The following is a 25,271-nucleotide window of genomic DNA, read 5'->3' as shown; positions in this document are numbered from 1 at the left end:
GCGGACTCCTAGTTCCAGGCATGCCGAGCCGGCTTGACGCCGTTGAGCAGGTAGTTGCCGATCAGGTGGTATTTCCAGCGCGCCGGGTCATGCAGGGTGTGGGTGCGGGCGTTGCGCCAGTGGCGGTCGAGGTTGTGCTTGCCCAGCACCGAGCGGGTGCCGGCCAGTTCGAACAGCTTGCTGGCGGCGAGCAATGAGGTCTCGGCGGAGAGCACCTTGGCCTGGGCCACCACCACCGAGGCCTCGGCGACGCTGTCCTCGCTGGGCTGCGCCAGAGCGTGGTCGATGGCCCGACCGGCCTTTTCCAGGATCGCCTCGGTGCCGTGCACCCGCCATTCCAGGTCGCCGATGACCGCGAGACTGAACGGGTCCTGCCAACCGTGTTCCTGCTGGCTGTCGATCCACGGGCGAGCCTGGCGGGCGTGGCGTTTGGTTTCCTCGAGGGCGCCCAGGGCGATACCGGTATCGACCGCGGCCTGGATGATCTGCGAGATCGGGCCGTTGGCGGTGGGCTGGTCGAAGGCCAGATGAGCGGGAATGACACTGCTGCGCGGCACGCGGACATCGACGAACAGGGCGTTGCCGCTGGCGGTGGTGCGCTGGCCGAAACCGTCCCAGTTGTCGACGATGGTCAGGCCCGGGGCATGACGCTCGACGAAGGCGATCTGCGCGTTGCCCGCCTCGTCGAGGCCGACCACCGGGACGATATGGGCGAACAGGGCGCCGGTGCAGTAGAACTTCTCGCCATTGATCACCACACTGTCGCCGTCGAAGCGGATGCGGGTGTCGAAGGTGCCGGCGTTCCTGCTCTTGGCTTCGGAGAAGGCGTTGCCGAAGCGGTAGCCTTCCAGCACCTTGGCGAAGTAGTGGCGTTTCTGCTCTTCGCTGGCGGTCTGCAGCAGGATGTCGAGCACGCCGAGGTGGTTCTGCGGGATCTGCCCCAGGGACGGGTCGGCCGCCGAGATGATCTTGATCACCTCGGCCACCGTCACATAGGACACCCCGGCACCGCCGTAGGCCTTGGGCACGGTGATGGCCCACAGGCCGGTGGCGGAGAACTCATCGAGCTCGGCGCCCGGCAGGCGGCGTTCGCGGTCGCGTGCGCTGGCCTCGACGGCAAAACGTGCGGCCAGTTGCCTGGCGGCGGCGATCGCCTCTTCATCCGAGCGGATGACATGGGCGACAGTGGTGGGTTTGGCGGCAGCTGTCATAGACCGACTCCAGAGTCCTGTTGAGTGCGAAAGAACGCATGCAGAGGACATAGCAGGAGTCGTGCCTGAATATAAATTTCTTAAATTTCAGATAGTTATGATAAAAACCTAGAAATGGACGCAACTGAAAAACAGCCAAACTGTCCAGTTACTGTTGCTCTGGCAACACTCGGAGGGACATCAGTCGAAGCCTAGGCTATATACGAATCGCCCGCCCAGGCCATTCACCTTACAGCACCACATTGCGCACGAAGCGCACCGCGACCTCGCCATCATTGCGATACCCATGGGGCTGGTTGCTCGGGAACATGAAGAACTCTCCCGTCGCCACCGAGCGCTGTTCTTCCCCCAGCCAGACGGTCAGGCATCCTTCGAAGACATACAGCTGTTCACTCCAGCCATCGTTGTCCGGCTCGGAGTGATAAACCTCCCCCGGTTCCAGGCGCCATTCCCACAGCTCGACCTCGCGGCTGGCCATCGCCTTGGCCAGCAGCACCGCCTTGCTCCCCGGGATCGAACCGGCCCAGGCCAGTTCGTTGATGCGGCTCGGGTCACGGGCATCGGGAGCCTGAATCAGGTCGCTGAAAGCTACGTCAAGTGCTTCGGCCACGCGGTCGAGGGTGGTCAGGCTGACGTTCTTTTCCCCTGCCTCGATGGCCACCAGCATCCGCCGGCTGACCCCGGATTTTTCCGAAAGCGCCGCCTGGCTCAACTGTGCCGCATGGCGCAGACGCCGGACATTGAGGCTGACGTGTTGCAGAACCGAAGCGCGTTGCGAAGTTTCTTTGTGCACTATATTGCTCACATGCTGGGTTTGCGCAGTATACTGCCCATCTTTCGGCGCATTGTGCGTCTCACTCCAGGAAGCGCGCAAGGCCATGGTATCGGTCAAATCCGGCAGTTTAGTCCCTTCGGTGCTGCGGTTCAGCAAAGCCGAGTGCGTGTTGATCCTGATCACCATGATCTGGGGCGGCACCTTCCTGCTGGTGCAGCACGCCATGGCCGTCAGCGGACCGATGTTCTTCGTCGGGCTGCGGTTTGCCGCCGCGGCCATTATCGTCGCGCTGTTCTCGGCCCGCAGCCTGCGGGGCATGACGGCGTTCGAGGTGAAGGCCGGGGTCTTCATCGGTACGGCGATCATGCTCGGCTACGGCTTGCAAACCGTGGGCCTGCAAACCATTCCCAGCAGCCAGTCGGCGTTCATCACCGCCCTGTACGTGCCTTTCGTGCCGCTGTTGCAGTGGCTGGTGCTGGGCAAGCGGCCGGGCCTGATGCCCAGCATCGGCATCATGCTGGCCTTTACCGGGCTGATGCTGTTGTCCGGACCGAACGGCGCCGAGCTGAATTTCAGTTCGGGGGAAGTCGCCACCATCCTCAGCGCCATTGCGATTGCCGCCGAGATCATTCTGATCGGCAACTATGCCGGCAAGGTCGATGTACGCCGCGTCACCGTGGTGCAACTGGGCACCGCCTCGGTGCTGGCCTTGCTGATGATCGCACCGACCCGGGAAGCGTTGCCGACGTTTTCCTGGACGCTGCTGCTCAGCGCCGTCGGCCTGGGCGCCGCCAGTGCGGCGATCCAGGTGGCGATGAACTGGGCGCAAAAGAGCGTATCGCCGACCCGGGCCACGCTGATCTACGCCGGCGAGCCGGTCTGGGCCGGGATCGCCGGGCGGCTGGCGGGTGAGCGGTTGCCTGGGTTGGCGTTGCTCGGGGCGGGGCTGATCGTGGCGGCAGTGATCGTCAGTGAGTTGAAGACCAGGGGCAAGGGTGCCGAGGCGGTTGAGGAAGGTGTCGAAGCGCAGGGGCTGGATTCGAATAATCCCTGATGGAGATTAATTAGAGATCGCGTGATCGTTCTTCGCGGGCAAGCCACGCTCCTACACTGCTACTCTTCGGGCAGGTATATCAGGCATTTGCCACTCTCCTTGTAGGATTCTGCGACAGCTTCCGGGTTGGTGATCCCGGACGGGCCACGTATGATCCTTCGCAAACTCCTGCAGATTAGAAGCCTATGTCACTGATAGTTCTACTGCTTCTGCCTTTTTTAGGCAGCTGTCTGGCAGCCGTGCTGCCCCATAATGCGCGCAACAGCGAATCGATCCTGGCCGGTGTGGTTGCCCTGGTCGGAACAATTCAGATGGCCCTGTTCTACCCGCAGATCGCCCACGGCGGCGTGATCCACCAGACCGTCAGCTGGCTGCCCAGCCTCGGCCTGGACCTGGTGCTGCGCCTGGATGGTTTCGCCTGGCTGTTTTCCATGCTGGTGCTGGGCATCGGTACGCTGGTGTCACTCTACGCGCGCTACTACATGTCGCCGGACGATCCGGTGCCACGCTTCTTCGCCTTTTTCCTGGCGTTCATGGGAGCGATGCTCGGCCTGGTGCTGTCCGGCAACCTGATCCAGATCGTGTTCTTCTGGGAACTGACCAGCCTGTTCTCGTTCCTGCTGATCGGCTACTGGCACCACCGCTCCGATGCCCGGCGCGGCGCCTACATGGCGCTGACCGTCACCGGCGCCGGCGGCCTGTGCCTGCTGGCGGGGGTGCTGATCCTCGGCCATGTGGTCGGCAGCTACGAGCTGGATGCGGTGCTGGCGGCCGGTGACAAAATCCGCGCCCATGCCCTCTACCCCGTGTTGCTGCCACTGATCCTGATCGGCGCGCTGAGCAAGAGCGCACAGTTCCCCTTCCACTTCTGGCTGCCGCGGGCGATGGCCGCGCCCACCCCGGTTTCGGCCTACCTGCACTCGGCGACCATGGTCAAGGCCGGGGTGTTCCTGCTGGCGCGGCTGTGGCCGGCGCTGTCGGGCAGCGAGGAATGGTTCTGGATCGTCGGCGGTGCCGGTGCCGCAACGCTGGTGCTCGGCGCCTACTGCGCCATGTTCCAGAACGACCTCAAGGGCCTGCTGGCCTACTCGACCATCAGCCACCTGGGCCTGATCACCCTGCTGCTGGGCCTGAACAGCCCGCTGGCCGCCGTGGCCGCGGTGTTCCATATTCTCAACCACGCCACCTTCAAGGCCTCGCTGTTCATGGCCGCCGGCATCATCGACCATGAAAGCGGCACCCGCGACATCCGCAAGCTCAGCGGGCTGGTCAAGCTGATCCCGTTCACCGCCACCCTGGCGATGGTCGCCAGTGCCGCAATGGCCGGGGTGCCGCTGCTCAACGGTTTCCTGTCCAAGGAAATGTTCTTCGCCGAGACGGTGTTCATCAACTCCACGGCGTGGGTCGAAGCGGCGTTGCCGATCATCGCGACCATCGCCGGCACCTTCAGCGTCGCCTATTCGCTGCGCTTCACCGTCGACGTGTTCTTCGGCCCACCGGCCACCGACCTGCCCCACACTCCCCATGAGCCGCCACGCTGGATGCGCGCACCGGTCGAGCTGCTGGTGTTCACCTGTCTGCTGGTGGGGATCTTCCCGGCCCAGGTGGTCGGCGCGATCCTCGCCGCCGCCGCCCTGCCGGTGGTCGGTGGCAGCCTGCCGGAGTACAGCCTGGCGATCTGGCACGGCCTGAATGCACCGATGGTCATGAGCCTGATCGCCATGTCCGCCGGCGTGCTGCTCTATCTGCTGCTGCGCAACCAGCTCAAGCGCGGACGCTTCGCCCGTCCGCCGCTGATCGGCCGCCTGGACGGCAAGCGCCTGTTCGAATCGGTACTGGTGCTGAAGATGCGCCTGGCGCGGCGCCTGACCCGCCTGCTCGGCACCCAGCGCCTGCAGCCGCAGTTGTTCCTGCTGGTGCTGGCAGCGCTGGTGGCCGGGCTGATCCCGATGCTGCACAGCAGCCTGAGCTGGGGCGACCGGCCGAAGATCCCCGGCTCGATCGTCTTCGTCACCCTCTGGCTGCTGGCCATTGCCTGCGCCTTGGGCGCCGCCTGGCAGGCCAAGTACCACCGGTTGGCGGCACTGACCATGGTCAGTGTCTGCGGCCTGATGACCTGCATCACCTTCGTCTGGTTTTCCGCACCGGACCTGGCCCTGACCCAACTGGTGGTCGAAGTGGTCACCACGGTGCTGATCCTGCTCGGCCTGCGCTGGCTGCCACGGCGAATCGAAGAGGTTTCGCCGCTGCCCAACAGCCTGCGCAAGGCGCGTATTCGCCGCCTGCGCGACCTGCTGCTGTCGGTGCTGGTCGGTGGCGGCATGGCGCTGCTGTCCTACGCCATGCTCACCCGCCAGACGCCGAACGACATTTCCTCGTTCTACCTCAGCCGGGCCCTGCCCGAAGGCGGCGGCAGCAACGTGGTCAATGTGATGCTGGTGGACTTCCGCGGCTTCGACACCCTCGGGGAAATCACCGTGCTGGTGGCTACCGCGCTGGCGATCTTCGCCCTGCTCCGTCGTTTCCGCCCGCCGCGCGAGAGCCTCGAGCTGCCCAACCAGCAACGCCTGCTGGCCAGCGATGTGGTCACCGACCTGGTCAACCCGCGCAGCGCCAGCGACACCGCGCTGGGCTTCATGATGGTGCCGGCGGTGCTGGTGCGCCTGCTGCTGCCGATTGCCTTCGTGGTCTCGATGTACCTGTTCATGCGCGGCCACAACCAGCCCGGCGGCGGCTTCGTCGCCGGCCTGGTGATGTCGGTGGCGTTCATCCTGCAATACATGGTCGCCGGCACCCAGTGGGTCGAGGCACAGATGAGCCTGCGGCCGTTGCGCTGGATGGGCTTCGGGCTGCTCTGCGCGACGCTCACCGGGCTGGGGGCGATGGCCTTCGGGTATCCGTTCCTGACCACCCACACCGCACACCTGCACCTGCCGCTGCTGGGCGATATCCATGTCGCCAGTGCGCTGTTCTTCGACATCGGCGTGTACGCGGTGGTGGTCGGCTCGACCCTGCTGATCCTCACGGCGCTGGCGCACCAGTCGGTTCGTGCGCACCGACCCGGTCAGTTGACCGCATCACCCGGCAAGCCTGCACTCAAGGGAGGAATCGCCTGATGGAAGAAGTCATTGCCATTGCCATCGGGGTACTCGCCGCCTCCGGCGTCTGGCTGATCCTGCGGCCCCGGACCTTCCAGGTGGTGATGGGCCTGTGCCTGTTGTCCTACGGGGTCAACCTGTTCATCTTCAGCATGGGCAGCCTGTTCATCGGCAAGGAGCCGATCATCAAGGACGGCGTGCCCCAGGACCTGCTGCACTACACCGATCCGCTGCCCCAGGCGCTGGTGCTGACGGCGATCGTCATCAGCTTCGCCATGACCGCGCTGTTCCTGGTGGTCCTGCTGGCATCCCGGGGCCTGACCGGCACCGACCATGTGGACGGTCGGGAGCCCAAGGAATGAGTCTGCTACCGCACCTGATCGTCGCCCCCATCCTGCTGCCGCTGCTGACCGCCGCGCTGATGCTGATGCTCGGCGAGAAACACCGCCCGCTGAAAGCCCGTCTCAATCTGTGTTCGAGCCTGCTGGGGCTGGGCATTTCCGTGTGGCTGCTGGTCTGGAGCCAGCAATCGGTGGAGCCCGCCTCCATCGGCGTGTACCTGCCGGGCAACTGGCAGGCGCCGTTCGGCATCGTGCTGGTGGTCGACCGCCTTTCGGCGCTGATGCTGGTGCTCACCGGCATCGTCGGCGTGTGTGCCCTGCTGTTCGCCATGGCCCGCTGGGACCGTGCCGGCAGCAGCTTCCATGCCCTGTTCCAGATCCAGCTGATGGGTCTGTACGGCGCCTTCCTGACGGCAGACCTGTTCAACCTGTTCGTGTTCTTCGAAGTGCTGCTGGCGGCCTCCTATGGCCTGATCCTGCACGGTTCCGGGCGGGCGCGGGTGTCCTCGGGCCTGCACTATATCGCGATCAACCTGCTGGCTTCATCGCTGTTCCTGATCGGCGCGGCGTTGATCTATGGCGTGACCGGGACCCTGAACATGGCCGACCTGGCGGTGAAGATCCCGCTGGTGCCGGAGGCCGACCGTGGCCTGCTGCACGCCGGTGCGGCGATCCTCGCCGTGGCATTCCTGGCCAAGGCCGGCATGTGGCCGCTGAACTTCTGGCTGGTGCCGGCCTACTCCTCGGCCAGCGCGCCGGTGGCGGCGATATTCGCGATCATGACCAAGGTCGGCGTGTATACCCTGTTGCGCCTGTGGACCCTGCTGTTCTCCGGCCAGGCCGGCGCCTCGGCGTATTTCGGCGGCGACTGGCTGATCTACGGCGGCATGGCGACCATAGGCGTTGCCGCCATTGCCATCGTGGCGGCCCAGCGCCTGGAACGCATGGCCAGCCTGAGCATCCTGGTATCGGCGGGCATCCTGCTCTCGGCGGTCGGCTTCGCCCAGCCGAACCTGACGGCGGGCGCGCTGTTCTACCTGGTCAGCTCGACCCTGGCGATGTGCGCCCTGTTCCTGCTGAGCGAGTTGATCGAACGTTCGCGCTCGGCCAACGAGCTGCCGCTGGACGAAGACATCGACCCGCTGCCCCGACCGCTGGAATCGCTGCACCCACGCCCCGGCACCAACCTGGACGACGAACAGAAAGCCGTGGTGGGCCAGGTGATCCCCTGGACCATGGCCTTCCTCGGCCTGAGCTTCATCGCCTGCGCCCTGCTGATCATCGGCATGCCGCCACTGTCGGGCTTCATCGCCAAGCTGAGCCTGCTCAGTGCCCTGCTCAACCCCCTGGGGCTCGGCCAGGACGCGCCGATCTCGCCTGCGGCCTGGGCCCTGGTGCTACTGCTGGTGGTGTCCGGGCTGGCCTCGCTGATCGCCTTCACCCGCATGGGCGTGCAGCGCTTCTGGAGCCCGGCGGAGCGCCCGTCGCCGACCTTGCGCCGCTTCGAGTGCCTGTCCATCGTCGTCCTGCTCGGCCTGTGCATCCTGTTGACCGTCAAGGCCGAGCCGCTGCTGCGCTACACCCAGGCCACCGCCGCCAGCCTGGCCAACCCCGGGCACTATATCAGTACAGTGCTGGCGACCCGCGCGTTACCGAGCCCGGCAGTCAAGGCCGTCGCGCAGGAGGTGCAGCCATGAAACGCCTGTTCCCCGCGCCCTGGCTGTCCCTGGCGCTGTGGCTGCTGTGGCTGGTGCTGAACCTTTCGGTCAGTCCCGGCCACCTGTTGCTGGGTGCAGCCCTGGGCTTCCTGGCGCCGCTGATGATGGCGCCCCTGCGGCCGCTGCCGATCCGCATCCGCCGCCCCTGGGTGATCCTGCGTCTGTTCCTGCTGGTGGGCCGAGATGTGATCGTATCCAACCTGGCCGTCGGTTGGGGCGTGCTCAACGCCGGTCGGCGACCGCCGCGCTCGGCGTTCATCAAGGTGCCGCTGGAACTGCGCGACGCCAACGGTTTGGCCGCGCTGTCGATGATCTGCACGGTGATTCCCGGCACGGTCTGGTCGGAACTGGCGCTGGACCGCAGCATCCTGCTGCTGCACGTGTTCGACCTGGATGAGGAAGCGCTGTTTATCCGGCACTTCAAGGACACCTACGAGCGCCCCCTGATGGAGATCTTCGAATGAGCGCCCTGCTCGCCAACGCGATCCTGTTCAGTCTGTTCCTCTTCAGCGTGGCCCTGGTCCTGACCGTGGTGCGGCTGTTCAAAGGCCCCTCGGCACAGGACCGGGTCCTGGCGCTGGACTACCTGTACATCATCGCCATGCTGATGATGCTGGTGCTGGGCATCCGCTATGCCAGCGACACCTACTTCGAGGCGGCGCTGCTGATCGCTCTGTTCGGCTTCGTCGGCTCCTTTGCCCTGGCCAAATTCCTCCTGCGTGGCGAGGTGATCGAATGAATGAACTGTCGTTGTGGATCGAGATTCCGGTGGCGGTATTGCTGGTGCTGGCCAGCCTGTTCGCCCTGTGCGGCGCCATCGGCCTGTTGCGCATGAAGGACTTTTTCCAGCGCATGCACCCGCCGGCATTGGCCTCGACCATCGGCGCCTGGTGCGTGGCGCTGGCCTCGATCCTGTACTTTTCCGCGCTCAAGTCGGAACCGGTGATGCATGCCTGGCTGATCCCGATCCTGCTGTCGATCACCGTACCGGTCACCACCTTGCTGCTGGCCCGCACCGGGCTGTTCCGCAAGCGCATGGCCGGTGATGACGTGCCGGGAGAAGTCAGCAGCGGGCGCCCCGAGGGCGGCAGCTGAGATGCCGCCCCTACCCCAACGAACCCATGTACCAAGCGGCACACCGCTCCCACAAGGAATCGTGGCGTTGTTGATGACGATGCTGGTCAGCGGCTGCGCTGCCGTGCCGTCGCCCGAATCACGTAGCGCCGCAGCCACCGACCTGGCCCGTGGTCATCACTGGCAAGCCCAGGAGATCGCCAGCCAGCCCTTTCAGCTCAAGGTCTTCAGGCCGGAACACTTCAACGACAATCCACGCCTGACGATCTACCTCGAAGGTGACGGCTTCGCCTGGGTAACCGCCAGCCAGCCCTCGACCGACCCGACGCCCATCGACCCGGTGGCCCTGCGCCTGGCACTCGCCCAGCCCAGCGGCAACGCGGCCTACCTCGCCCGCCCCTGCCAATACCTGAAGTCAGCCGCCTGCAATCGTGACTACTGGACCGACGCGCGCTTCGCCAGCGAAGTGGTCTCCAGCCTCGACCACGCAGTGGACGCCCTCAAGCAACAGGCCCACGCCCAGACACTGCAACTGGTCGGTTATTCCGGTGGCGCGGCCATCGCCCTGCTGCTGGCCGCCCGCCGCGATGACGTCGACAGCGTCATCACCGTCGCCGGCAACCTCGACCACCAGGCCTGGACCCGCTTTCATCACGTGCAACCGCTGACCCGCTCGCTCAACCCCGGCGATTTCGGCCCGGCCCTGAGTCACCTCAGGCAAGTGCACCTGGTGGGCGCCGACGACCCGATCATTCCGCCTGAGTTGACCCGGCAGTTCGTCGCCGAACACCCGAGCCGACCCGCCGCCCGAATCCAGGTCATGCCCGGCTACAACCATCACTGCTGCTGGGCAGAGCACTGGAGCGAATGGTGGCCTACGCTCGATGGAAACTAACCGACCAAGGCCCCATTTATAGAACAGGAAGCTTTCGCTCAATTGCCTTTATTATTGAAGTATGGGTGTCAGCCACTCGCGCAATATCTCTCAGAACATGATCCAGATGTTCTACAGAATCGACATAGAGATGACAGACAAAGCTGTCATCGCCCGTAATCCTGTAGCAGGCAACGCACTCAGCCAAGTTCTGAAGCAACTTCTCGACGTCCTGAAATTTCTCCTGGTAGGGTTTCACCCGAACCAGCGCCTGCAGCACATACCCCAGCGCCAAAGCGCTCAACTCCACACTGAACCGGCAAATCACACCCGTCAGTTCCAGGCGCTTCAGGCGATCGCTGCACGCCGGCGCGGACAACCCTACACGGCGAGCCAGCGCCCGGATAGACGTCCGGGAGTTCTCATAAAGAAGAAAAACAAGTGCGCGATCAATGTCGTCCAGTCTCTTCCCGTTCCTTGTAAGCTTATTCATACGAAAAACCTTACGAACATTCAATAAACAATGAAAAATCATTACATACCACACCTCCAAATAAAAACAATGGCTTTCCTCAGCGCCTCCACCTACTCTTTGTCTCGAGATCAATAGTCGTACTCCCAAAAAAACCGAATGACTCATGCAACGACCGCAAGAGCCAGCCGGACCTATTGCCTGTAGTTGATTCCAACAGGAGTATAGAAATGGATTACGTATTTAACGAAAGTCTCCTACAAGAGCATTGCCAGAACAATTTCACCAAAGAAAGAATTTTCTTACTACGCAATGATTTCGCCCGCGATGGATTCATAAAACTGCGTGACATCGTGGATGACCGCTTGCGCCAGCAGGTGACAGCCGAGGTCAACAACCTTATCGGACGCCAGCTCGAACGCAGGGACCTGCACCTGGCGACAACCGATAACACGCCTCGCTACATGAGTGTCGTGCGCAGCGAGTTCATCGCCAGGAACAGTCCACTGATCGTCTCGCTGTCTACCTCCCAGGCGCTGCTCGATACCCTGTCGCTGATCGCGGACAGCCGGGTTGTCGCTTCCGTTTCCAAGGATGAGGAATACCTGATCACCAAGCAGGAGCGTAAAGGCGACACGCATGGCTGGCATTGGGGAGACTACAGTTTTGCGCTGATCTGGATCATCGAGACCCCGCCCATCGCCAAGGGCGGAATGTTGCAGTGTGTTCCCCACACCACCTGGGACAAATCCAACCCCAGAATCCACGAAATCCTTTGCAACAACCCGATAGCCACCTATGGCTTCACCACGGGTGATATCTATTTCCTGCGTACCGACACCACCCTTCATCGCACCGTTGCACTGACTGAAGATGCCACGCGGATCATCCTGAACATGACATGGGCCGATGAAAAGTACCTCGACCGGGCCCTGCACGGTCATGACCGCTGGTGGGAAAACCAGCACGCGCAGGCGGCCCGCATGCCGAGCTGAGACGCCACGATCGCCATTGTCCCAGGAACCCCGCTGCGGAATCACGACCATGAATGATGCCGATTGCCTCGAGAAAGCCAGGACCTTGCTGAAACAGGCTCGGTCATACTCGGCCATGGCCGATCTGGTCAACGCCGCGGTCGCACGCAACGCGCAGTGGCGCGGGCAACAATGCATCAACCTCGTGGCCGCCGAATCACCCACCAGTCCTGGCGTCCGCTCGCTCCTCTCAAGCGAGGTGGGTACCCGCGGCAGCGGAGGGCACATTGGCCGCGCCCAGCGTTTTTTCTCAGGAATGACGCACATCGACGAACTGGAATCGCTGTGCGTGGAACTGCTGAAAATGACCTTTGCCGCCCAACATGCCGACCATCGCCTCATGGGCGGCATGTCGGCGGTGTTGACGGCCTACACGGCCCTGACCCGCCCCAGGGACACCGTCATGACGGTACCGCTGATCCGGGGTGGGGATACCAGTAACCGGCGCAACGGCGCCCCCGGGGTCCGGGGACTGAGGATATGGGACATTCCCTTCCATCACCGCAGCAGCGACATGGATCTGGAACGCTTCGAGCAGATCGCCCGCTACCTCAAGCCGGCGGTGATCGGCCTGGGAATGACGCTGACACTGTTTGCGCTGCCCATTGCTGAAATAAAGCGCATCGTTTCCCCCTGGGGTGGAAAGGTCTACTTCGATGCCGCCCACCAGTTGGGGTTGATCGGCGCCGGTCTTTTCCAGGACCCACTCAAGGAAGGCGCAGACCTGATGACCGGCTCCTCCGGAAAGACCTTCAGTGGCCCCCAGGGCGGCATCATGGCCTGGAACGACGATGAACTCACGGAGCCGATCCACACGGCGATTTTCCCGACCCTGACCGGTAGCCACCAGATCAACAGGGTGGCCGCACTCGCGGTGGCCGCCACGGAGATGCTGGAGTACGGCGGTGCCTACATGACGCAAGTGGTCCGCAATGCCCAGGCCCTGGCAAGGTCCCTGGACAACCTCGGCGTGACAGCCTTCTACCGAGAGAAGGGCTACACCCGGACCCACCAGATCGTCATCGACTCAAAACCCTTTGCCTGCGGCCGCGAGGCGGTACAGCGACTGGAAGCGGCCAACATCATTGCCAATGAAATGCCCTTGCCCTGGGACAGCGACCCCACCCGGGAGTCAGGCATACGGCTGGGCACCGTTGAAGTGACTCGCCTGGGCATGAAAGAGACGCATATGGAATGGATAGCCCGGCAGATCGCCAAGGTTCTTTTGCATCGCAAAGACCCGACTGCGGTTGCCGGGGCCGTCATCGACTTCATGAAGCATCACCGAACCGTCTACTACTGCCACGAACACGGGCTGCCGCAGTAGCCCACCCCAGCCATTGATAACGGCAGACGAAGGTGCTCGAAATGCTGGTGTCCATCGACCAGGCGATACTGACCTTTACCGTGACCGCGATCGCATTACTGGCAAGCCCCGGACCGGCCACCCTGGCACTGGCGGCCAGCGGCGCCGTCCATGGGCTGCGGCGCTCGCTCCTGTTCTTCATCGGCATCATCCTGGGACTGATCGTAGCCATCACGCTGGTGGACGCCGGCCTGTATATCGCCCTGCATGGCATTCCCTGGCTGAGCACGCTGCTAATGGCCACCTGTGCCCTGTACATCCTTTACCTGGCTTATGGCATCGCCACCGCCGAGCCGCTGAATGACCAGCCGACAGTGAGCACACCCGGGTTGGCTGCCGGCGTCATGCTGAGCCTGACGAACATCAAGGCCTACGCCGCGTTCGCCGCTCTGCTCGGCAGTTTTACGCTCGGTCTGCCGCAGCCATGGGAGCCTGTCGCCAAGGCCTCGATCTGTCTTCTGGTATGCACGGTATTCGACGTCCTATGGCTTTTTGCGGGCAGCCAGTTGCGCCACCTGTTCAGCCATCCGATCTGGAGCCGGGCGCTCAATGGCGGCTTCGCCATTTTGATGGTGCTGACCGTGGCCTGGTCGTTGATGCTGGCTGAGTAACCGACACTCAGGCAGTCCGCCACCGACGGCTGGCTTCCTGCGCTCAACGCTCCACGAAAAAACTCCGCCCATCACGCGTGAGCAGATCGAGCAGGCTCTGCGCCGCCGGGGACAGGTAGCCGCCGTCACGCACGGCGGCGACCAGGGTGCGTTTCATGGTGGTTTCCTTGAGCGGCACCTCACGCAGGTGCATGGCCCCGCGCACGTCTTCCAGGGTATTGCGCGCCAGGAAGCTCAGCAGTTGGGTCTGGCCAATCAACGGTGGCAGCAGCGAGATGGTGTTGGTCTCGATCTGCACCGACGGCAGCGGCTGCCCGCGGGCCAGGAAGACGCCGTCGATCCAGCGCCGGGAGGAAACACCGGTGGCCGGCAGCACCCAACGGTAGCGTCCCAGGTCCTTCAGGCGGATCGGACCGTCGAAGATCGGGTGGTTGCGGCTGGCGACCACCACCGCCTCATCGTCGAACAACGGGTGGGCCAGTATCTGCGGATCACTGTCGAACTGTGGGCAGATCACCACGTCCAGGCGGCCGGCACGCAGGGACTCGCGCAGCATGTTGTCCTGACCGATCACCAGGTTCAGGGTGATCTGCGGCGCACGCTCGAGCAGGGTCGCCGTCAACTGCGGCAGCAGGTACTCGGCCATGCTCGACGCGCAGCCCAGGCGGATATTGCCCAGCACACCGCTGGCAAAGTCACGGACCTCGCGGTGGGTCTCGGCGATGTTCTGCTGCAGTTGCCGGGCGCGCTGCTGCAACAGCACCCCGACCGGTGTCAGCTTGATGCGCCGGCCCTCGCGCTCGAACAGCTTGGTACCGAACGACTCTTCCAGGCGCTGGATGCTCTTGGTCAGCGCCGGCTGGCTGCGGTTGAGCTTCTCCGCGGCGCGCCCCAGGTGCCCGAGTTCGGCGATGGTTTCGAAATAGGTGAGATCGCGCAGGTCCATAATCAATCAACCAAAGTTATAGGTTCATGACAATTAGAAACTGGACTTGATCAATTGCGCTATCAATAATTTACCTATCGCGTCGATCGCAACGCCCTGCAACAGGTGCGTCCGGCGCTCTGGAGGGAGTTTTGTCCGATTCATCGCGTTTTTCCCTGAGCCACTGGCCACGCCCGCTGCAATGGCTGGCCCTGATCCTTCTCGCCGGCAGCGCCGGGCAACTGTTAAAGCACGCCAACCTGCCGGCCGGTCAATTCATCGGGCCGATGCTGGTGGCGATCGGCTTCGGCGTCAGCGGCGCCCGCATCCGCATCCATCGCCAGGCATTCCGCCTGGGCCAGGGCTGCATCGGCCTGCTCGCCGCCCATTCGATGACCCTGGCCGTTTTAGAAGCCATGGCCGACTCCTGGCACCTGATGCTGTTCGCCACGGTACTGACGGTGGCCCTGAGCTCGTTGGTCGGCCTGCTGATGGTCCGTTTCGGCGGCATACAGGCCAGCACCGCCGCCTGGGGGACCTCCCCCGGCGCGGCGTCGGCCATGGTCGCGATGGCCGATGATTTCGGGGCCGACGGCCGGGTCGTGGCAACCATGCAATACGTGCGGGTGGTCTGCGTGGTGGTGATCGGCGCGCTGGTCAGCCATGTGCTCGAAGCGCCGGCCGGCGGCGAGCAGCACGCAATGGCCGCGCCCCAACACGGGCTGGACCTGCTCAGCCTGGGGCTGACCCTGGCAACAGCGGTGCTCGGGGTGGTGCTCGGCACCCGCGTACCGGCCGGAGCCCTGCTCGTCCCCCTGCTGATCGGTGGCGCATTGCAACTGTCCGGCCTGTTGCACATCACCCTGCCGGCCTGGCTGCTGGCCACGGCCTACGGCGCCATCGGTTGCTACGTCGGCCTGCGCTTCGACCGCCCCACCGTGCTCTACGTCTGGAAGCGCCTGCCGGTGATGATCCTCAGCGCCATCAGCCTGATCGCCCTGTGCGCCGCCTCCGCCTGGCTGCTGGCGAAGTGGCTGGGCCTGGATTTCCTCTCGGTCTACCTGGCGACCAGCCCCGGCGGCCTGGACACCATGGCAATCATCGCGGTCGACACCCATTCCGACGTCGGCCTGGTGCTGGCCATGCAGACCCTGCGCCTGCTGGCGGTGATCTTCACCGGTGCCTACTTCGCCCGCCTGGTGATCCGCTTCGCCCGCCAGGAGTGAGGCCCGGCACCCGCCCTTGCAGGGATGCAATCGCGGTGCTGTCGCTTGCCTGAACCCATCGGCAAACGACGCCGCTTAACGATTCATTTCACGTTTTTTTCTCATCTGCCCCTCTACATTCCCGCCCGAACAAACATGCGAATGATTCCTATTGTTTAACCGGAGCGGCGAAAAGGGTGCAGTCGCGCCCGCTCCCGCTCCTCGGCATCGACCATAAGACCGTACACAAGACCGCAGGAGCTTCCACAGAATGATTTCCCGTTTCCCTTCGCTGTTCAAAATGACCCTGCTGGCCACCGCCCTGTTCGGCGCCGGCCAGGCCTACGCGGCGCCCAGCGCCGAGGGCATCGTGGTCTACAACGCCCAGCACGAAAGCCTGACCAAGGCCTGGGTCGAGGGTTTCACCAAGGAAACCGGGATCAAGGTGACCCTGCGCAACGGTGACGACACCGAGATGGGCAACCAACTCGTGCAGGAAGGCGACAAGTCGCCCGCCGACGTGTTCCTCACCGAGAACTCGCCGGCCATGGTGCTGGTGGACAACGCCAAACTGTTCGCCCCGGTCGCGCCGAGCACCCTGGAACAGGTCGGTGCCGCCTACCGTCCGGCCCACGGCAACTGGGTCGGTATCGCCGCCCGCTCCACCGTGTTCGTCTACAACAAGGACAAGCTGAGCCAAGCGCAACTGCCCAAGTCGCTGCTCGACCTGGCCAAGCCTGAGTGGAAAGGCCGCTGGGCTGCTTCGCCGGCCGGTGCCGACTTCCAGGCCATCGTCGCCGCCGTGCTGGAACTCAAGGGCGAAGCCGCCACCCTGGACTGGCTGAAGGCGATGAAGGCCAACGCCTCGGTCTACCGCGGCAACAGCGCGGTGCTCAAGGCGGTCAACGCGGGCCAGGTGGAAAGTGGTGTGATCTACCACTACTACAGCTTCGGCGACCAGGCCAAGACCGGCGAGAACAGCAAGAACACCTCGCTGCACTACTTCCGGCACCAGGATCCGGGCGCCTTCGTCAGCCTCTCCGGTGGCGGCGTGCTCAAGTCCAGCCGGCACCAGGAGGAGGCCCAGGCGTTCCTCAAGTGGGTCACCGGCAAGGGCGGCCAGGCAGTGCTGCGCGACGGCAACTCGTTCGAGTACGCAGTCGGCGTCGGTGCCGACTCCAACGCGAAACTGGTGCCGCTCAAGGACCTCGACGCGCCGAAGGTCGACGCCTCGAAACTCGACAGCAAGAAGGCCGTGGCCCTGATGACCCAAGCCGGAATCCTGTAATTGCTCCCGCAGTCCAACCCTCCTCTGGACACCGCCGCAGCCGCTCACGCGCCTGCGGCGCTTTCGCCTCGGCGAGCCGGAAAATTTTTCGCTCGGCAGAGCAATCCGTGGATCATCGGGCTGTCGCTTCTGATGTCCCTGCTGGCCCTGTTGCCCATCGCCTTCGTCGTCCTTTCGGCCTGGCAGACCGGCTGGAGCACCCTGCTGGAACTGGTGTGGCGCCCAAGGGTGGCGGAACTGGCGGCCAACACCCTGCTGCTGACCCTGATCACCCTGCCGCTGTGCGTGATACTGGGCCTGGCCCTGGCCTGGCTGACCGAGCGCACCGACCTGCCCGGCCGGCGTCTCTGGTCATTGCTGGCGACCGCACCGCTGGCGGTGCCGGCGTTCGTCCACAGCTACGCCTGGGTCAGCCTGGTACCGTCGATCCACGGCCTGGGCGGCGGCGTGCTGGTGTCGGTGATCGCCTATTTCCCGTTCCTCTACCTGCCCATCGCCGCCACCCTGCGGCGCCTGGACCCGGCCATCGAGGACGTCGGCGAATCACTGGGGCTCAAGCCCTGGGCGGTGTTCCGGCGCATCGTGCTGCCGCAACTGCGGCTGGCGATCTGTGGCGGCTCGCTGCTGGTCGGCCTGCACCTGCTGGCCGAATACGGTCTCTACGCGATGATCCGCTTCGACACCTTCACCACGGCAATCTTCGACCAGTTCAAGTCGACGTTCAGCGGCCCGGCGGCCCACACCCTGGCCGGTCTGCTGGCGCTGTGCTGCCTGGGGCTGCTGACGGTCGAGTCGGCGGCCCGCGGAAAGGCCCGCTACGCCCGGGTCGGCTCCGGTACGGCCCGCCAGCAGCGCACGGTACGGCTCGGTGTCGCGGGCAAGCTGGTGGGCCTGAGTGTCCCGTTGCTCAGCAGTGCACTGGCCCTCGGCGTGCCGTTGATCACCCTGGGCAACTGGCTGGTCGCCGGCGGCGTGGATGTCTGGCAGGCGGATGAGCTGTGGCCGGCCTTGCAACAAACCTTGCTGCTCGGGGCCGCCGGTGCGCTGCTGACCACCTGCGCCGCGGTGCCGGTGGCCTGGCTGTCGATCCGCTCGCCAGGGCGCCTGCATCGCCTGCTGGAAAGCTGCAACTACATCACCAGTTCGCTGCCGGGCATCGTCGTCGCGCTGGCGCTGGTCACGGTGACCATCCACTTCGCCCGGCCGATCTACCAGACCTCGCTCACCGTACTGCTGGCCTACCTGTTGATGTTCATGCCGCGGGCCCTGGTGAGCCTGCGCGCCGGCATCGCCCAGGCGCCGGTGGAGCTGGAGAACATCGCCCAGAGCCTCGGTCGCTCGCCGGCTCGGGCCCTCTGGCTGGTCACCCTGCGCCTCGCCGCACCGGGTGCCGCCGCCGGTGCGGCGCTGGTGTTCCTGGCCGTGGTCAACGAACTGACCGCGACCCTGCTGCTGGCGCCCAATGGCACGCGCACCCTGGCCACCGGCTTCTGGGCCCTGAGCAGCGAAATCGACTACGCCGGCGCCGCACCCTATGCCCTGATCATGATCCTGTTGTCGCTGCCGCTGACCGGCCTTCTCTACCATCAATCCAAACGCACGGCGGGCCGATGAACGCTCTGGTACTCAACTCGCTCTACAAGTCCTTCGGTGCACAATCGGCCCTGGAGAACGTCAGCCTGTCGCTCGCCGCCGGCAGCCGCACGGCGATCGTCGGCCCCTCGGGGTCGGGCAAGACCACCCTGCTGCGGATGATCGCCGGCTTCGAATTTCCCGACTCCGGCAGCATCGTGCTCGACGGCCAGCCACTGGTCGACGCCCACACCGCCATCCCCGCCCACCAGCGCCTGATCGGCTATGTGCCGCAGGACGGTGCGCTGTTCCCGCACATGACCGTGGCCGACAACATCGGCTTCGGCCTCGCCGGCAAGACCAGCGAGAAACAGCCGCGTATCGCCGAACTGATGGAGAGTGTCGCGCTGGATGCACAGATGGCGAGCCGTTGGCCCCATGAACTGTCCGGCGGCCAACAGCAACGGGTCGCCCTGGCCCGCGCTTTGGCCCAGCGGCCACGGCTGATGCTGCTCGACGAACCGTTCTCGGCCCTCGACACAGGGCTGCGCGCGGCCATGCGCAAGATGGTCGCGCGCCTGCTGTCGGATGCCGGCGTGACCACCATCCTGGTGACCCATGACCAGGCCGAGGCGCTGTCGTTTGCCGATCAACTGGCGGTGATGCGCCAGGGCCGGCTGGTACAGGCCGGGGCGCCGATGGATCTCTATCTGCGCCCGGTCGACGAGGACACTGCCGTGTTTCTCGGCGACGCGGTCATTCTTCCGGCGCGGATCGAGGATGGCTGGGCGGAGTGTGAGCTGGGCAAGGTGCCGGTCAACAATGAAGGCCTGCATGGCCCGGCGCAGATCATGCTGCGACCCGAACAACTGCAACTGGCCATGCCCGGCTCAGGTGAGATCGCGGGCAGCCCGGCGGTAGTGACCGACTGTGACTTCGGTGGCAATACCTGCACCTTGACGGTGGAACTGGCCAACGCGGGGAAACGTCCGCTGCTGGTGCGCAGCAGCGGCATGTTGGCACCGCGGGTCGGCGCCCAGGTGCGGGTGTCGACCCTCGGGCACGCCCACGTGCTGGGTTAGCAGGTCAGCACGCCCGCCGTCCGGGTCGGCCGGGCCCAGGGCGCGATCAGGCGCTCTGGCGTACCGCAGGCTTTGCGCTTGAGCACGAAGTTGCGGCACTTGCCGGCGAAGCCATTGCGGTCCTGCACCATGTCCTGCTGCATCTGCGCCAGTTCCAGGTCGCGGCAGTACTCCATCGCCTCCAGATCCGGCGCCTGCTTGTTTTCGCGAGCCATGTGCGGCTCGTGAACCAGGCGTTGGGCCTCGCCCATCAACCACTCGCCAAAGGCCTGCGGACAACGCGGACCGATGCCCTGGATCATGCCCATCGCCAGCGCCTGGGTGGTGCTCAGCGGCAGGCATTGCTGGGTCAGTTGCAGGGCCAGGTCGGCCCCCACCGCCCGCGGCAGGCTGTAGGTCCAGTATTCGGAACCGTAGAGGCCCATGGTCTTGTAGTGTGGATTGAGCACGATGCCGTCGCGGGCCAGCACCACGTCCGCCGCCAGCGCCAGCATCACCCCGCCTGCCCCGGCACTGCCGGTCAGGCCGCTGACCACCAGTTGCCGGGCGCTCAGCAGTTCGCGGCAGACATCGTTGATCGCACGGATATTGGCCCAGGCTTCCAGGCCTGGCACCGCAGCAGCCTGGATGACGTTCAGGTGCACACCATTGGAGAAACTGCCCTGCCCGCCACGGAACACCAGGACCTTGGTGTCCTGGGCCCTGGCCCAGCGCAACGCGCTGACCAGCCGGCGGCACTGTTCGGTGCTCATCGCACCGTTGTAGAACTCGAAGGTCAGTTCGCCGACATCGCCCACCTGGCGATAGCGGATCGGCTGGTAGGCCTCCAGGCATTGCCGGTGGGTGCTGATCGACCAGTCCAGGGTCGGCACCTGGTCCAGCCGCCCGGCCAGCACATGGCGCGCCGGGCGCTTGAAGGTTTCCTCGCCGGTGGCGGGCTTGCGCCGCAGGGAACCGATCCAGATGCTGCGATCGCCCGTGGCGACCAGCACCGCGTCATCGTGTACCGCCAGCAGTTGCCCGGGGGTTCCGCAGCGGCTGTCCAGGTGGGCGTCGTAGAGGTAGTACTGCTCACCCTGGAGGCTGGCAAGTACCCCGGGCTGGCCATCGGCGGCATCGATACGACGCTTGATGAACTCGGCGCTGTCATGCCAGCTGAAGCTGCGGTCGCTCTGCTTCATGTTCGGCTGCAGGTGGCCGCGCACGTCTGGCGATTCATAGTCCAGTGGCGTCGGTTTGAAATCGGTACCGAATTTCGCCACCACCTCATGGATGCAGATCAGCGCCGCATCGGCCACCGGGCCGTTGTACAACTGCGACTTGCGCACCTGGGCCGGCATCTCGAATTCGCTGGTCGCCCAGATCGCGCCGCTGTCCATCTCCTCGGCCGCCTGCAAGGCGGTCACGCCCCAGCGCGGGAGCTTGCGGCTGATGGCCCAGTCCAGCGCGCTGGCGCCGCGGTCGCCGACAATTCCCGGATGGATGATCACCACCGGGCGCTCGGTATTGCGCCACAACTGCTCGGGCACACGGTCCTTGAGAAACGGGCAGATCACCAGTTGCGCGCCGCTGCCTTCGATCTGCCGGCAGACCTCCTCTTCAGTGGTGAACAGCACCACGCTGGGCTCGTGCCCGGCTTCGCGCAACGCCAACCAGGCACGCTGGGTGAGACCGTTGAACGCGGTGGACAACAGAATGATCTTCAATGAGCGCATGACTAACCTCCTCCTTGAGCATGTACCGGGCCCACTGCTGCGATGAACAATCCATGGCCCGACCGGAGTGGCTACAGTAGCGCGGTGTGAGGAGCCGGCCTTGATCGAGGTCAAGGCCGAAGGTGCAGGCGTCAGCGGTGACGCGCGCGGGCTTCGCTGGCGGTGTGACCGAAGAAGTCGCGGAAACAGCGGCTGAAGTGCGCCGAGCTGACGAACCCGCAGGCAGTGGCGATGTTGATCACCGACTCGTTGGTCTGCAGCAGCAGTTGCCGGCCGCGGGTCAGGCGCAGCTCCAGGTAGTAGCGCTTGGGTGAGCTCTGCATGAACTGCTGGAACAGTCGGTCGACCTGACGCCGCGACAGGTTGACGTAGGCCGCCAACTGGTCGAGCTCCAGCGGGTCTTCGATATTGTTTTCCATCAGGTCGAGCAGGCTTTGCAGCGCCACCGGCAGACGCGGATCGCGGGAGACCCGCGCCAGCGGCATGTTGTCGGTCTGTTCGCTGCGGTCGCAACTGAGGATCGCCTCGATCCCCCGTACCAGTTCGTCGCCCTGCTGGGCGCGGATCACGTTGAGGATCAGGCCCAGGGCACTGTTGGCGCCGGCACAGCTGATCAGCCCACCGTCGATCACATAGGGCTGCGGCAACAACTGCACCGTCGGGCAGATTTCCATCAGGCCGGCGCGGTTCTCCGGGTGCACGGTGCAGGAACGGCCGTCCAGCAGGCCGGCATGGGCCAGCTGGAAGCAGCCGTTCCAGAGGCTGCCCAGTTGCATCGACGCCCGCGCGCACTGGCGCAGTTTCTCCACCAGCTTGCCGGCCGGCTGCAACGGGCTGCGCAGGCCGCCGCAGACAATCAGCAGGTCGGCGCCGTCCGGACGCAGGGCGCTGATGCAGTCGTCGGCGGCGATGGAGATACCCAGGTCGCAGGCGATCTGCAGGTGATCGATGCCAAAGGTCTTCACTTCATACAGCGGCGCCCGTCCCAGCAGGTTGGCCGTGACCAGTCCATCCAGCGCGCCGGTGAAGGCCATCATCGAGAAATTGTCGAGCAGCACGAAGGCGATCCGCCGGGGTGGCGGCGGCGTGACCGCCCCCTGGCCCGACTCGTTCAGGTAGGCGAGATTCAGGGTCTTGAGGCTGCGACTGAATTGGCGGTGCCCCGCCGGTGGTGATTCGGACATGCGTGATGATGCTCAAGGAGAACCAGGAGGCTGGTGGGCACGAGAATATCGCGTTCGCGCAGCGCCTTCAAAACTGTTCGAAAGGCGTGCCACGCAGTTTTCTTTGACAGCTGTCACGCGGCAGAAAACAATGCTCGGCGGCATCCGCGCCTGAAGAACAGCCGGGGTGCCTGTCTTTCGGAGACTGTATGAACAAGATGCTGTCGATCCTGTCGGGCCTGGCAATCGGCCTGATGCTGACCGGCTTTACCCGGACATCGCCCGATACCCCGGTCCAGCTGGACGACTACACCCTGGGCAAGATCAGGCTCATCGAGTCGCGGCTGGCCAGCGAAGGCCACCCCGACACCGGCCGGCGCATCGACGAGATCTCCGCCAGCTTCCTCGGCACACCCTATGTACCGCATATGCTGGTGGGCTCGGCGACCTCGGCGGAAAAGCTGGTGATCGACTTTCGCGGCCTGGACTGCTTCACCTACCTGGATTACGTCGAGGCCCTGCGCAAGTCCGACAGCCTGCCGCGCTTCATCGAGAACGTGGTCCGCACCCGCTACGAAAACGGCGACATCAGCTACGTCAACCGCAAACACTTCTTCACCGACTGGGCGCATGCCACGCCGCTCAATGCCCGCGACGTGACCCGCGAAGCCAGCCCGGACGCCACCACCGTCACCAAGGTCCTCAAGACGCCTGCTGGCGGTGGTTCGAGCGCCGAGGTGACCCGCGCCATCAGCTACATTCCCAGCCAGTTCGTCGACGACACCGTCATCAGCCGGTTACGCACCGGCGACTACGTCGGCATCTACACCCCCGCCCAGGGCCTGGACGTGACCCACACGGGCATCTTCATCATGACCGACAAGGGCCCCGTGCTGCGCAACGCCTCGGCCCAGTCGAACCACTACCAGGTCATCGACTCGCCGTTCCTCGCCTATGTGAAAAAGACCCCGGGGATCGTGGTGCTGCGGGCCCTCTGAGGCCAGCAGCACCTCTCGAAAACCATCGTTACACATATCGGGAAATACCTGTAACAGGGTCGTAACCCGCAGTCCGTCTAGCCTTGAATGTGCCGGCAGGGAATGTCGGCAGGAAGCAGCCATACGTCGGCAACTTTCTCAAACCTAAACGGATGGGTTATTATTGAATCATGGTGACGACAGCGCGATTCGACGATGTACGAGTAGTGATCTACTCCAACGATCACAGGCCCTGCCATGTGCATGTCATGAACTGGGAGCACGAAGCGGTGTTCCACCTGCGGTGCCCCGAAGGTCCGCCGCAACTGCGTATCAACTACGGTTTTACCTATCGCAGGCTCAAGCTTCTGTGCGCACTGCTGACCGAAGACCTGGCCTATCAATGCCAGCAATGGAAGGAGATCCACGGTGACTTTGACTGAACTCGAATTCAGGCAGGCAAACGCCTCCCAACCCAAGGTGCCTCGTGCGGAGCAGGTCCATTACGACGCGGATACCGACTGCGTGGTGATCCGTCTCGACTCCGGCGTGAGCCTGTCCTTTCCACCGCGGCTGGCCCAGGGCCTGGCCGACGCCCAACCTGCGCAACTGGCACGGATCGACCTCAGCCCGAGCGGCCAGGGGCTGCATTTTCCGGCCCTGGACGTCGACCTGCACCTGCCCGCGCTGATCAATGGCGTGCTGGGTAGCGCATCGTGGATGGCCGGTCAGTTGGGCAGGAAAGGCGGTTCCCGCTCGACCGAAGCCAAATCCCGCGCCGCTCGCGAGAACGGCAAGCTGGGCGGTCGTCCGCGCAAGCGCCCCGCCCTCTGAAGCAGGCCCGGACGCCTGGCACAAGGCCCGGGCGTCATCAGCGTGCCGCCTCGTCGAGAGGAAGGGAAAACAGAACGTTTTTTGTATACCATATCCTTTCCATCCCTCTCGAATGATCGCGCCGTGTCCCTACCCAAACTCAATCTGCCGGACCTGGGCAATGCGCCCTCCACCTCGGAGATCATCACCCGCCACCTGCGCGAGGCGATCGTCGCCGGCAATTTCGCCGAGGACGAGCCGATTCGCCAGGACGAAATCGCCCGCCAGTTCAATGTCAGCAAGATCCCGGTGCGCGAGGCACTCAAACGGCTGGAGGCCGAGGGGCTGGTGATGTTCCAGCGCAACCGGGGGGCGATGGTCACGCGTCTCTCCGAGCTGGAGCTGGCGCAGATGTTCGAGGTGCGCATGCTGCTGGAGGACAAGGTGTTGCGCCTGGCGATCCCGAACATGACCGACAGCACCTTTGCCAGGGCCGAGAGCATCTGCCAGGAGTTCGTCGGCGAGAACGATGTCGGCCGCTGGGCCGAACTCAACTGGGAGCTGCATGCCTGTCTCTACGAGCCGGCGCAGCGGCCGTTCCTGGTCGGCATGATCCGCTCGGTCAACGACAAGCTGGAACGCTACCTGCGCATGCAGATGAGCCTGTCCGCCGGCAAGGAGCGCGCCGATCATGAACACCGGGAAATCATCGAAGCCTGCCGCGCCCGCGACGTGGAACGGGCGGTGAAACTGCTCGACGAGCATATCGCCGGTGTCTGCGCGACCCTGCTCAAGCACCTGCCACGCGCGCATTGAGCCAGATGCCACTATGCTGATTTCGTCATGAGCACCCGATAAAAGCATCAAGCCGGACCACCCCCGCGCAGGCCACTCTGCAATCTC

Annotated in this window: 24 protein-coding genes and 1 pseudogene; 19 read left to right on the top strand and 6 right to left on the bottom strand. The window is 64.5% G+C overall.

What is annotated here, in order from left to right; genetic code table 11:
• Positions 1–8: 8 nt before the first annotated feature.
• Both ACM62G_RS25970 and ACM62G_RS25965 read right to left on the bottom strand, forming a co-directional pair.
• A complete protein-coding gene (locus ACM62G_RS25970; RefSeq protein WP_419735918.1) occupies positions 9–1,211 on the bottom strand; it encodes an SfnB family sulfur acquisition oxidoreductase in 1,203 nt (400 codons plus the stop codon).
• Positions 1,212–1,440: 229 nt separating this feature from the next.
• Positions 1,441–2,004, bottom strand: a complete 564-nt coding sequence (locus ACM62G_RS25965) for a helix-turn-helix domain-containing protein (RefSeq protein WP_054057059.1) — start codon at positions 2,002–2,004, stop codon at positions 1,441–1,443.
• Positions 2,005–2,016: 12 nt separating this feature from the next.
• Between ACM62G_RS25965 and ACM62G_RS25960 the strand changes: the two are divergent.
• The 8 genes and pseudogenes from ACM62G_RS25960 to ACM62G_RS25925 all read left to right on the top strand — a co-directional run bounded on the left by ACM62G_RS25960 (position 2,017) and on the right by ACM62G_RS25925 (position 10,166).
• Positions 2,017–3,040 (top strand): annotated as a pseudogene (locus ACM62G_RS25960) (DMT family transporter).
• Positions 3,041–3,225: 185 nt separating this feature from the next.
• Complete coding sequence (locus ACM62G_RS25955) at positions 3,226–6,156, top strand: monovalent cation/H+ antiporter subunit A (protein ID WP_273823086.1); 2,931 nt, start codon at positions 3,226–3,228, stop codon at positions 6,154–6,156.
• The gene (locus ACM62G_RS25950; protein WP_007986256.1) at positions 6,156–6,500 is read left to right on the top strand and encodes a Na+/H+ antiporter subunit C; all 345 of its coding nucleotides are present in this window, start codon (positions 6,156–6,158) and stop codon (positions 6,498–6,500) included. Before ACM62G_RS25955 ends, ACM62G_RS25950 begins: the two co-directional genes overlap by 1 nt.
• A complete protein-coding gene (locus ACM62G_RS25945; RefSeq protein ID WP_419735917.1) occupies positions 6,497–8,176 on the top strand; it encodes a monovalent cation/H+ antiporter subunit D in 1,680 nt (559 codons plus the stop codon). Before ACM62G_RS25950 ends, ACM62G_RS25945 begins: the two co-directional genes overlap by 4 nt.
• A complete protein-coding gene (locus ACM62G_RS25940; protein WP_419735916.1) occupies positions 8,173–8,661 on the top strand; it encodes a Na+/H+ antiporter subunit E in 489 nt (162 codons plus the stop codon). Before ACM62G_RS25945 ends, ACM62G_RS25940 begins: the two co-directional genes overlap by 4 nt.
• Positions 8,658–8,936: a K+/H+ antiporter subunit F gene (locus ACM62G_RS25935; RefSeq protein WP_054057064.1), complete on the top strand. Its 279-nt coding sequence runs from the start codon at positions 8,658–8,660 to the stop codon at positions 8,934–8,936. Before ACM62G_RS25940 ends, ACM62G_RS25935 begins: the two co-directional genes overlap by 4 nt.
• Entirely contained in the window at positions 8,933–9,292 is a 360-nt protein-coding gene (locus ACM62G_RS25930; protein ID WP_054057065.1) for a Na+/H+ antiporter subunit G, read from the top strand. Before ACM62G_RS25935 ends, ACM62G_RS25930 begins: the two co-directional genes overlap by 4 nt.
• Positions 9,293–9,365: 73 nt before the next feature.
• Positions 9,366–10,166, top strand: coding sequence for an alpha/beta hydrolase (locus ACM62G_RS25925; protein WP_419737562.1), 801 nt, complete (start codon positions 9,366–9,368; stop codon positions 10,164–10,166).
• A 16-nt stretch (positions 10,167–10,182) separates the two neighbouring features.
• On the opposite strand, the gene ACM62G_RS25920 is transcribed toward ACM62G_RS25925, so the two are convergent.
• Positions 10,183–10,638, bottom strand: a complete 456-nt coding sequence (locus ACM62G_RS25920) for an Lrp/AsnC family transcriptional regulator (protein WP_273823116.1) — start codon at positions 10,636–10,638, stop codon at positions 10,183–10,185.
• A gap of 209 nt (positions 10,639–10,847) precedes the next feature.
• Here ACM62G_RS25920 and ACM62G_RS25915 point away from each other — a divergent pair, with 209 nt between their 5' ends.
• From ACM62G_RS25915 to ACM62G_RS25905, 3 genes are read left to right on the top strand one after another with little or no spacing between them, the layout of a single operon-like run.
• Positions 10,848–11,612: a HalD/BesD family halogenase gene (locus ACM62G_RS25915; protein WP_419735915.1), complete on the top strand. Its 765-nt coding sequence runs from the start codon at positions 10,848–10,850 to the stop codon at positions 11,610–11,612.
• A gap of 49 nt (positions 11,613–11,661) precedes the next feature.
• Entirely contained in the window at positions 11,662–12,978 is a 1,317-nt protein-coding gene (gene glyA, locus ACM62G_RS25910; protein WP_419735914.1) for a serine hydroxymethyltransferase, read from the top strand.
• A gap of 41 nt (positions 12,979–13,019) precedes the next feature.
• Positions 13,020–13,628 (top strand): LysE family translocator, encoded by a 609-nt coding sequence (locus tag ACM62G_RS25905; protein WP_273823119.1) that lies wholly within the window; start codon positions 13,020–13,022, stop codon positions 13,626–13,628.
• Positions 13,629–13,671: 43 nt separating this feature from the next.
• Here the strand turns inward: ACM62G_RS25905 and ACM62G_RS25900 are convergent, their stop codons facing one another.
• Positions 13,672–14,574 (bottom strand): LysR family transcriptional regulator, encoded by a 903-nt coding sequence (locus ACM62G_RS25900; RefSeq protein WP_419735913.1) that lies wholly within the window; start codon positions 14,572–14,574, stop codon positions 13,672–13,674.
• 131 nt (positions 14,575–14,705) lie between these two features.
• Here ACM62G_RS25900 and ACM62G_RS25895 point away from each other — a divergent pair, with 131 nt between their 5' ends.
• From ACM62G_RS25895 to ACM62G_RS25880, 4 genes are all read left to right on the top strand, one after another.
• Positions 14,706–15,779, top strand: coding sequence for an AbrB family transcriptional regulator (locus tag ACM62G_RS25895; protein WP_273823121.1), 1,074 nt, complete (start codon positions 14,706–14,708; stop codon positions 15,777–15,779).
• Between the two features lie 250 nt (positions 15,780–16,029).
• The gene (locus tag ACM62G_RS25890; protein ID WP_054061483.1) at positions 16,030–17,046 is read left to right on the top strand and encodes an iron ABC transporter substrate-binding protein; all 1,017 of its coding nucleotides are present in this window, start codon (positions 16,030–16,032) and stop codon (positions 17,044–17,046) included.
• A gap of 132 nt (positions 17,047–17,178) precedes the next feature.
• Positions 17,179–18,660 (top strand): ABC transporter permease, encoded by a 1,482-nt coding sequence (locus ACM62G_RS25885; protein WP_273823122.1) that lies wholly within the window; start codon positions 17,179–17,181, stop codon positions 18,658–18,660.
• On the top strand, positions 18,657–19,700 hold the full coding sequence (locus ACM62G_RS25880) for an ABC transporter ATP-binding protein (RefSeq protein WP_054064325.1): 1,044 nt from the start codon (positions 18,657–18,659) through the stop codon (positions 19,698–19,700). Before ACM62G_RS25885 ends, ACM62G_RS25880 begins: the two co-directional genes overlap by 4 nt.
• Here the strand turns inward: ACM62G_RS25880 and ACM62G_RS25875 are convergent.
• On the bottom strand, positions 19,697–21,415 hold the full coding sequence (locus ACM62G_RS25875) for a hydrogenase maturation protein (protein WP_054058141.1): 1,719 nt from the start codon (positions 21,413–21,415) through the stop codon (positions 19,697–19,699). The two genes, ACM62G_RS25880 and ACM62G_RS25875, sit on opposite strands and share 4 nt — an antisense overlap.
• 131 nt (positions 21,416–21,546) lie before the next feature.
• The gene (locus tag ACM62G_RS25870; RefSeq protein WP_273823124.1) at positions 21,547–22,599 is read right to left on the bottom strand and encodes a GlxA family transcriptional regulator; all 1,053 of its coding nucleotides are present in this window, start codon (positions 22,597–22,599) and stop codon (positions 21,547–21,549) included.
• Positions 22,600–22,787: 188 nt separating this feature from the next.
• Here ACM62G_RS25870 and ACM62G_RS25865 point away from each other — a divergent pair, with 188 nt between their 5' ends.
• The 4 genes from ACM62G_RS25865 (at position 22,788) to ACM62G_RS25850 (ending at position 25,184) form a co-directional block, all read left to right on the top strand.
• The gene (locus tag ACM62G_RS25865; RefSeq protein WP_273823125.1) at positions 22,788–23,576 is read left to right on the top strand and encodes an N-acetylmuramoyl-L-alanine amidase-like domain-containing protein; all 789 of its coding nucleotides are present in this window, start codon (positions 22,788–22,790) and stop codon (positions 23,574–23,576) included.
• Positions 23,577–23,746: 170 nt separating this feature from the next.
• Entirely contained in the window at positions 23,747–23,998 is a 252-nt protein-coding gene (locus tag ACM62G_RS25860; RefSeq protein WP_054058138.1) for a DUF4160 domain-containing protein, read from the top strand.
• Positions 23,985–24,389: a DUF2442 domain-containing protein gene (locus tag ACM62G_RS25855; protein ID WP_419735912.1), complete on the top strand. Its 405-nt coding sequence runs from the start codon at positions 23,985–23,987 to the stop codon at positions 24,387–24,389. The genes ACM62G_RS25860 and ACM62G_RS25855 overlap by 14 nt, the downstream gene beginning before the upstream one ends.
• 123 nt (positions 24,390–24,512) lie before the next feature.
• On the top strand, positions 24,513–25,184 hold the full coding sequence (locus ACM62G_RS25850; RefSeq protein ID WP_054058136.1) for a GntR family transcriptional regulator: 672 nt from the start codon (positions 24,513–24,515) through the stop codon (positions 25,182–25,184).
• Positions 25,185–25,271: the final 87 nt, after the last annotated feature.

Source organism: Pseudomonas sp. COR18, from assembly GCF_048568395.1.
In the GTDB taxonomy this organism is placed as follows: Bacteria; Pseudomonadota; Gammaproteobacteria; order Pseudomonadales; family Pseudomonadaceae; genus Aquipseudomonas; species Aquipseudomonas fuscovaginae_B.
This window is presented reverse-complemented; position numbering and strand designations above follow the sequence as displayed.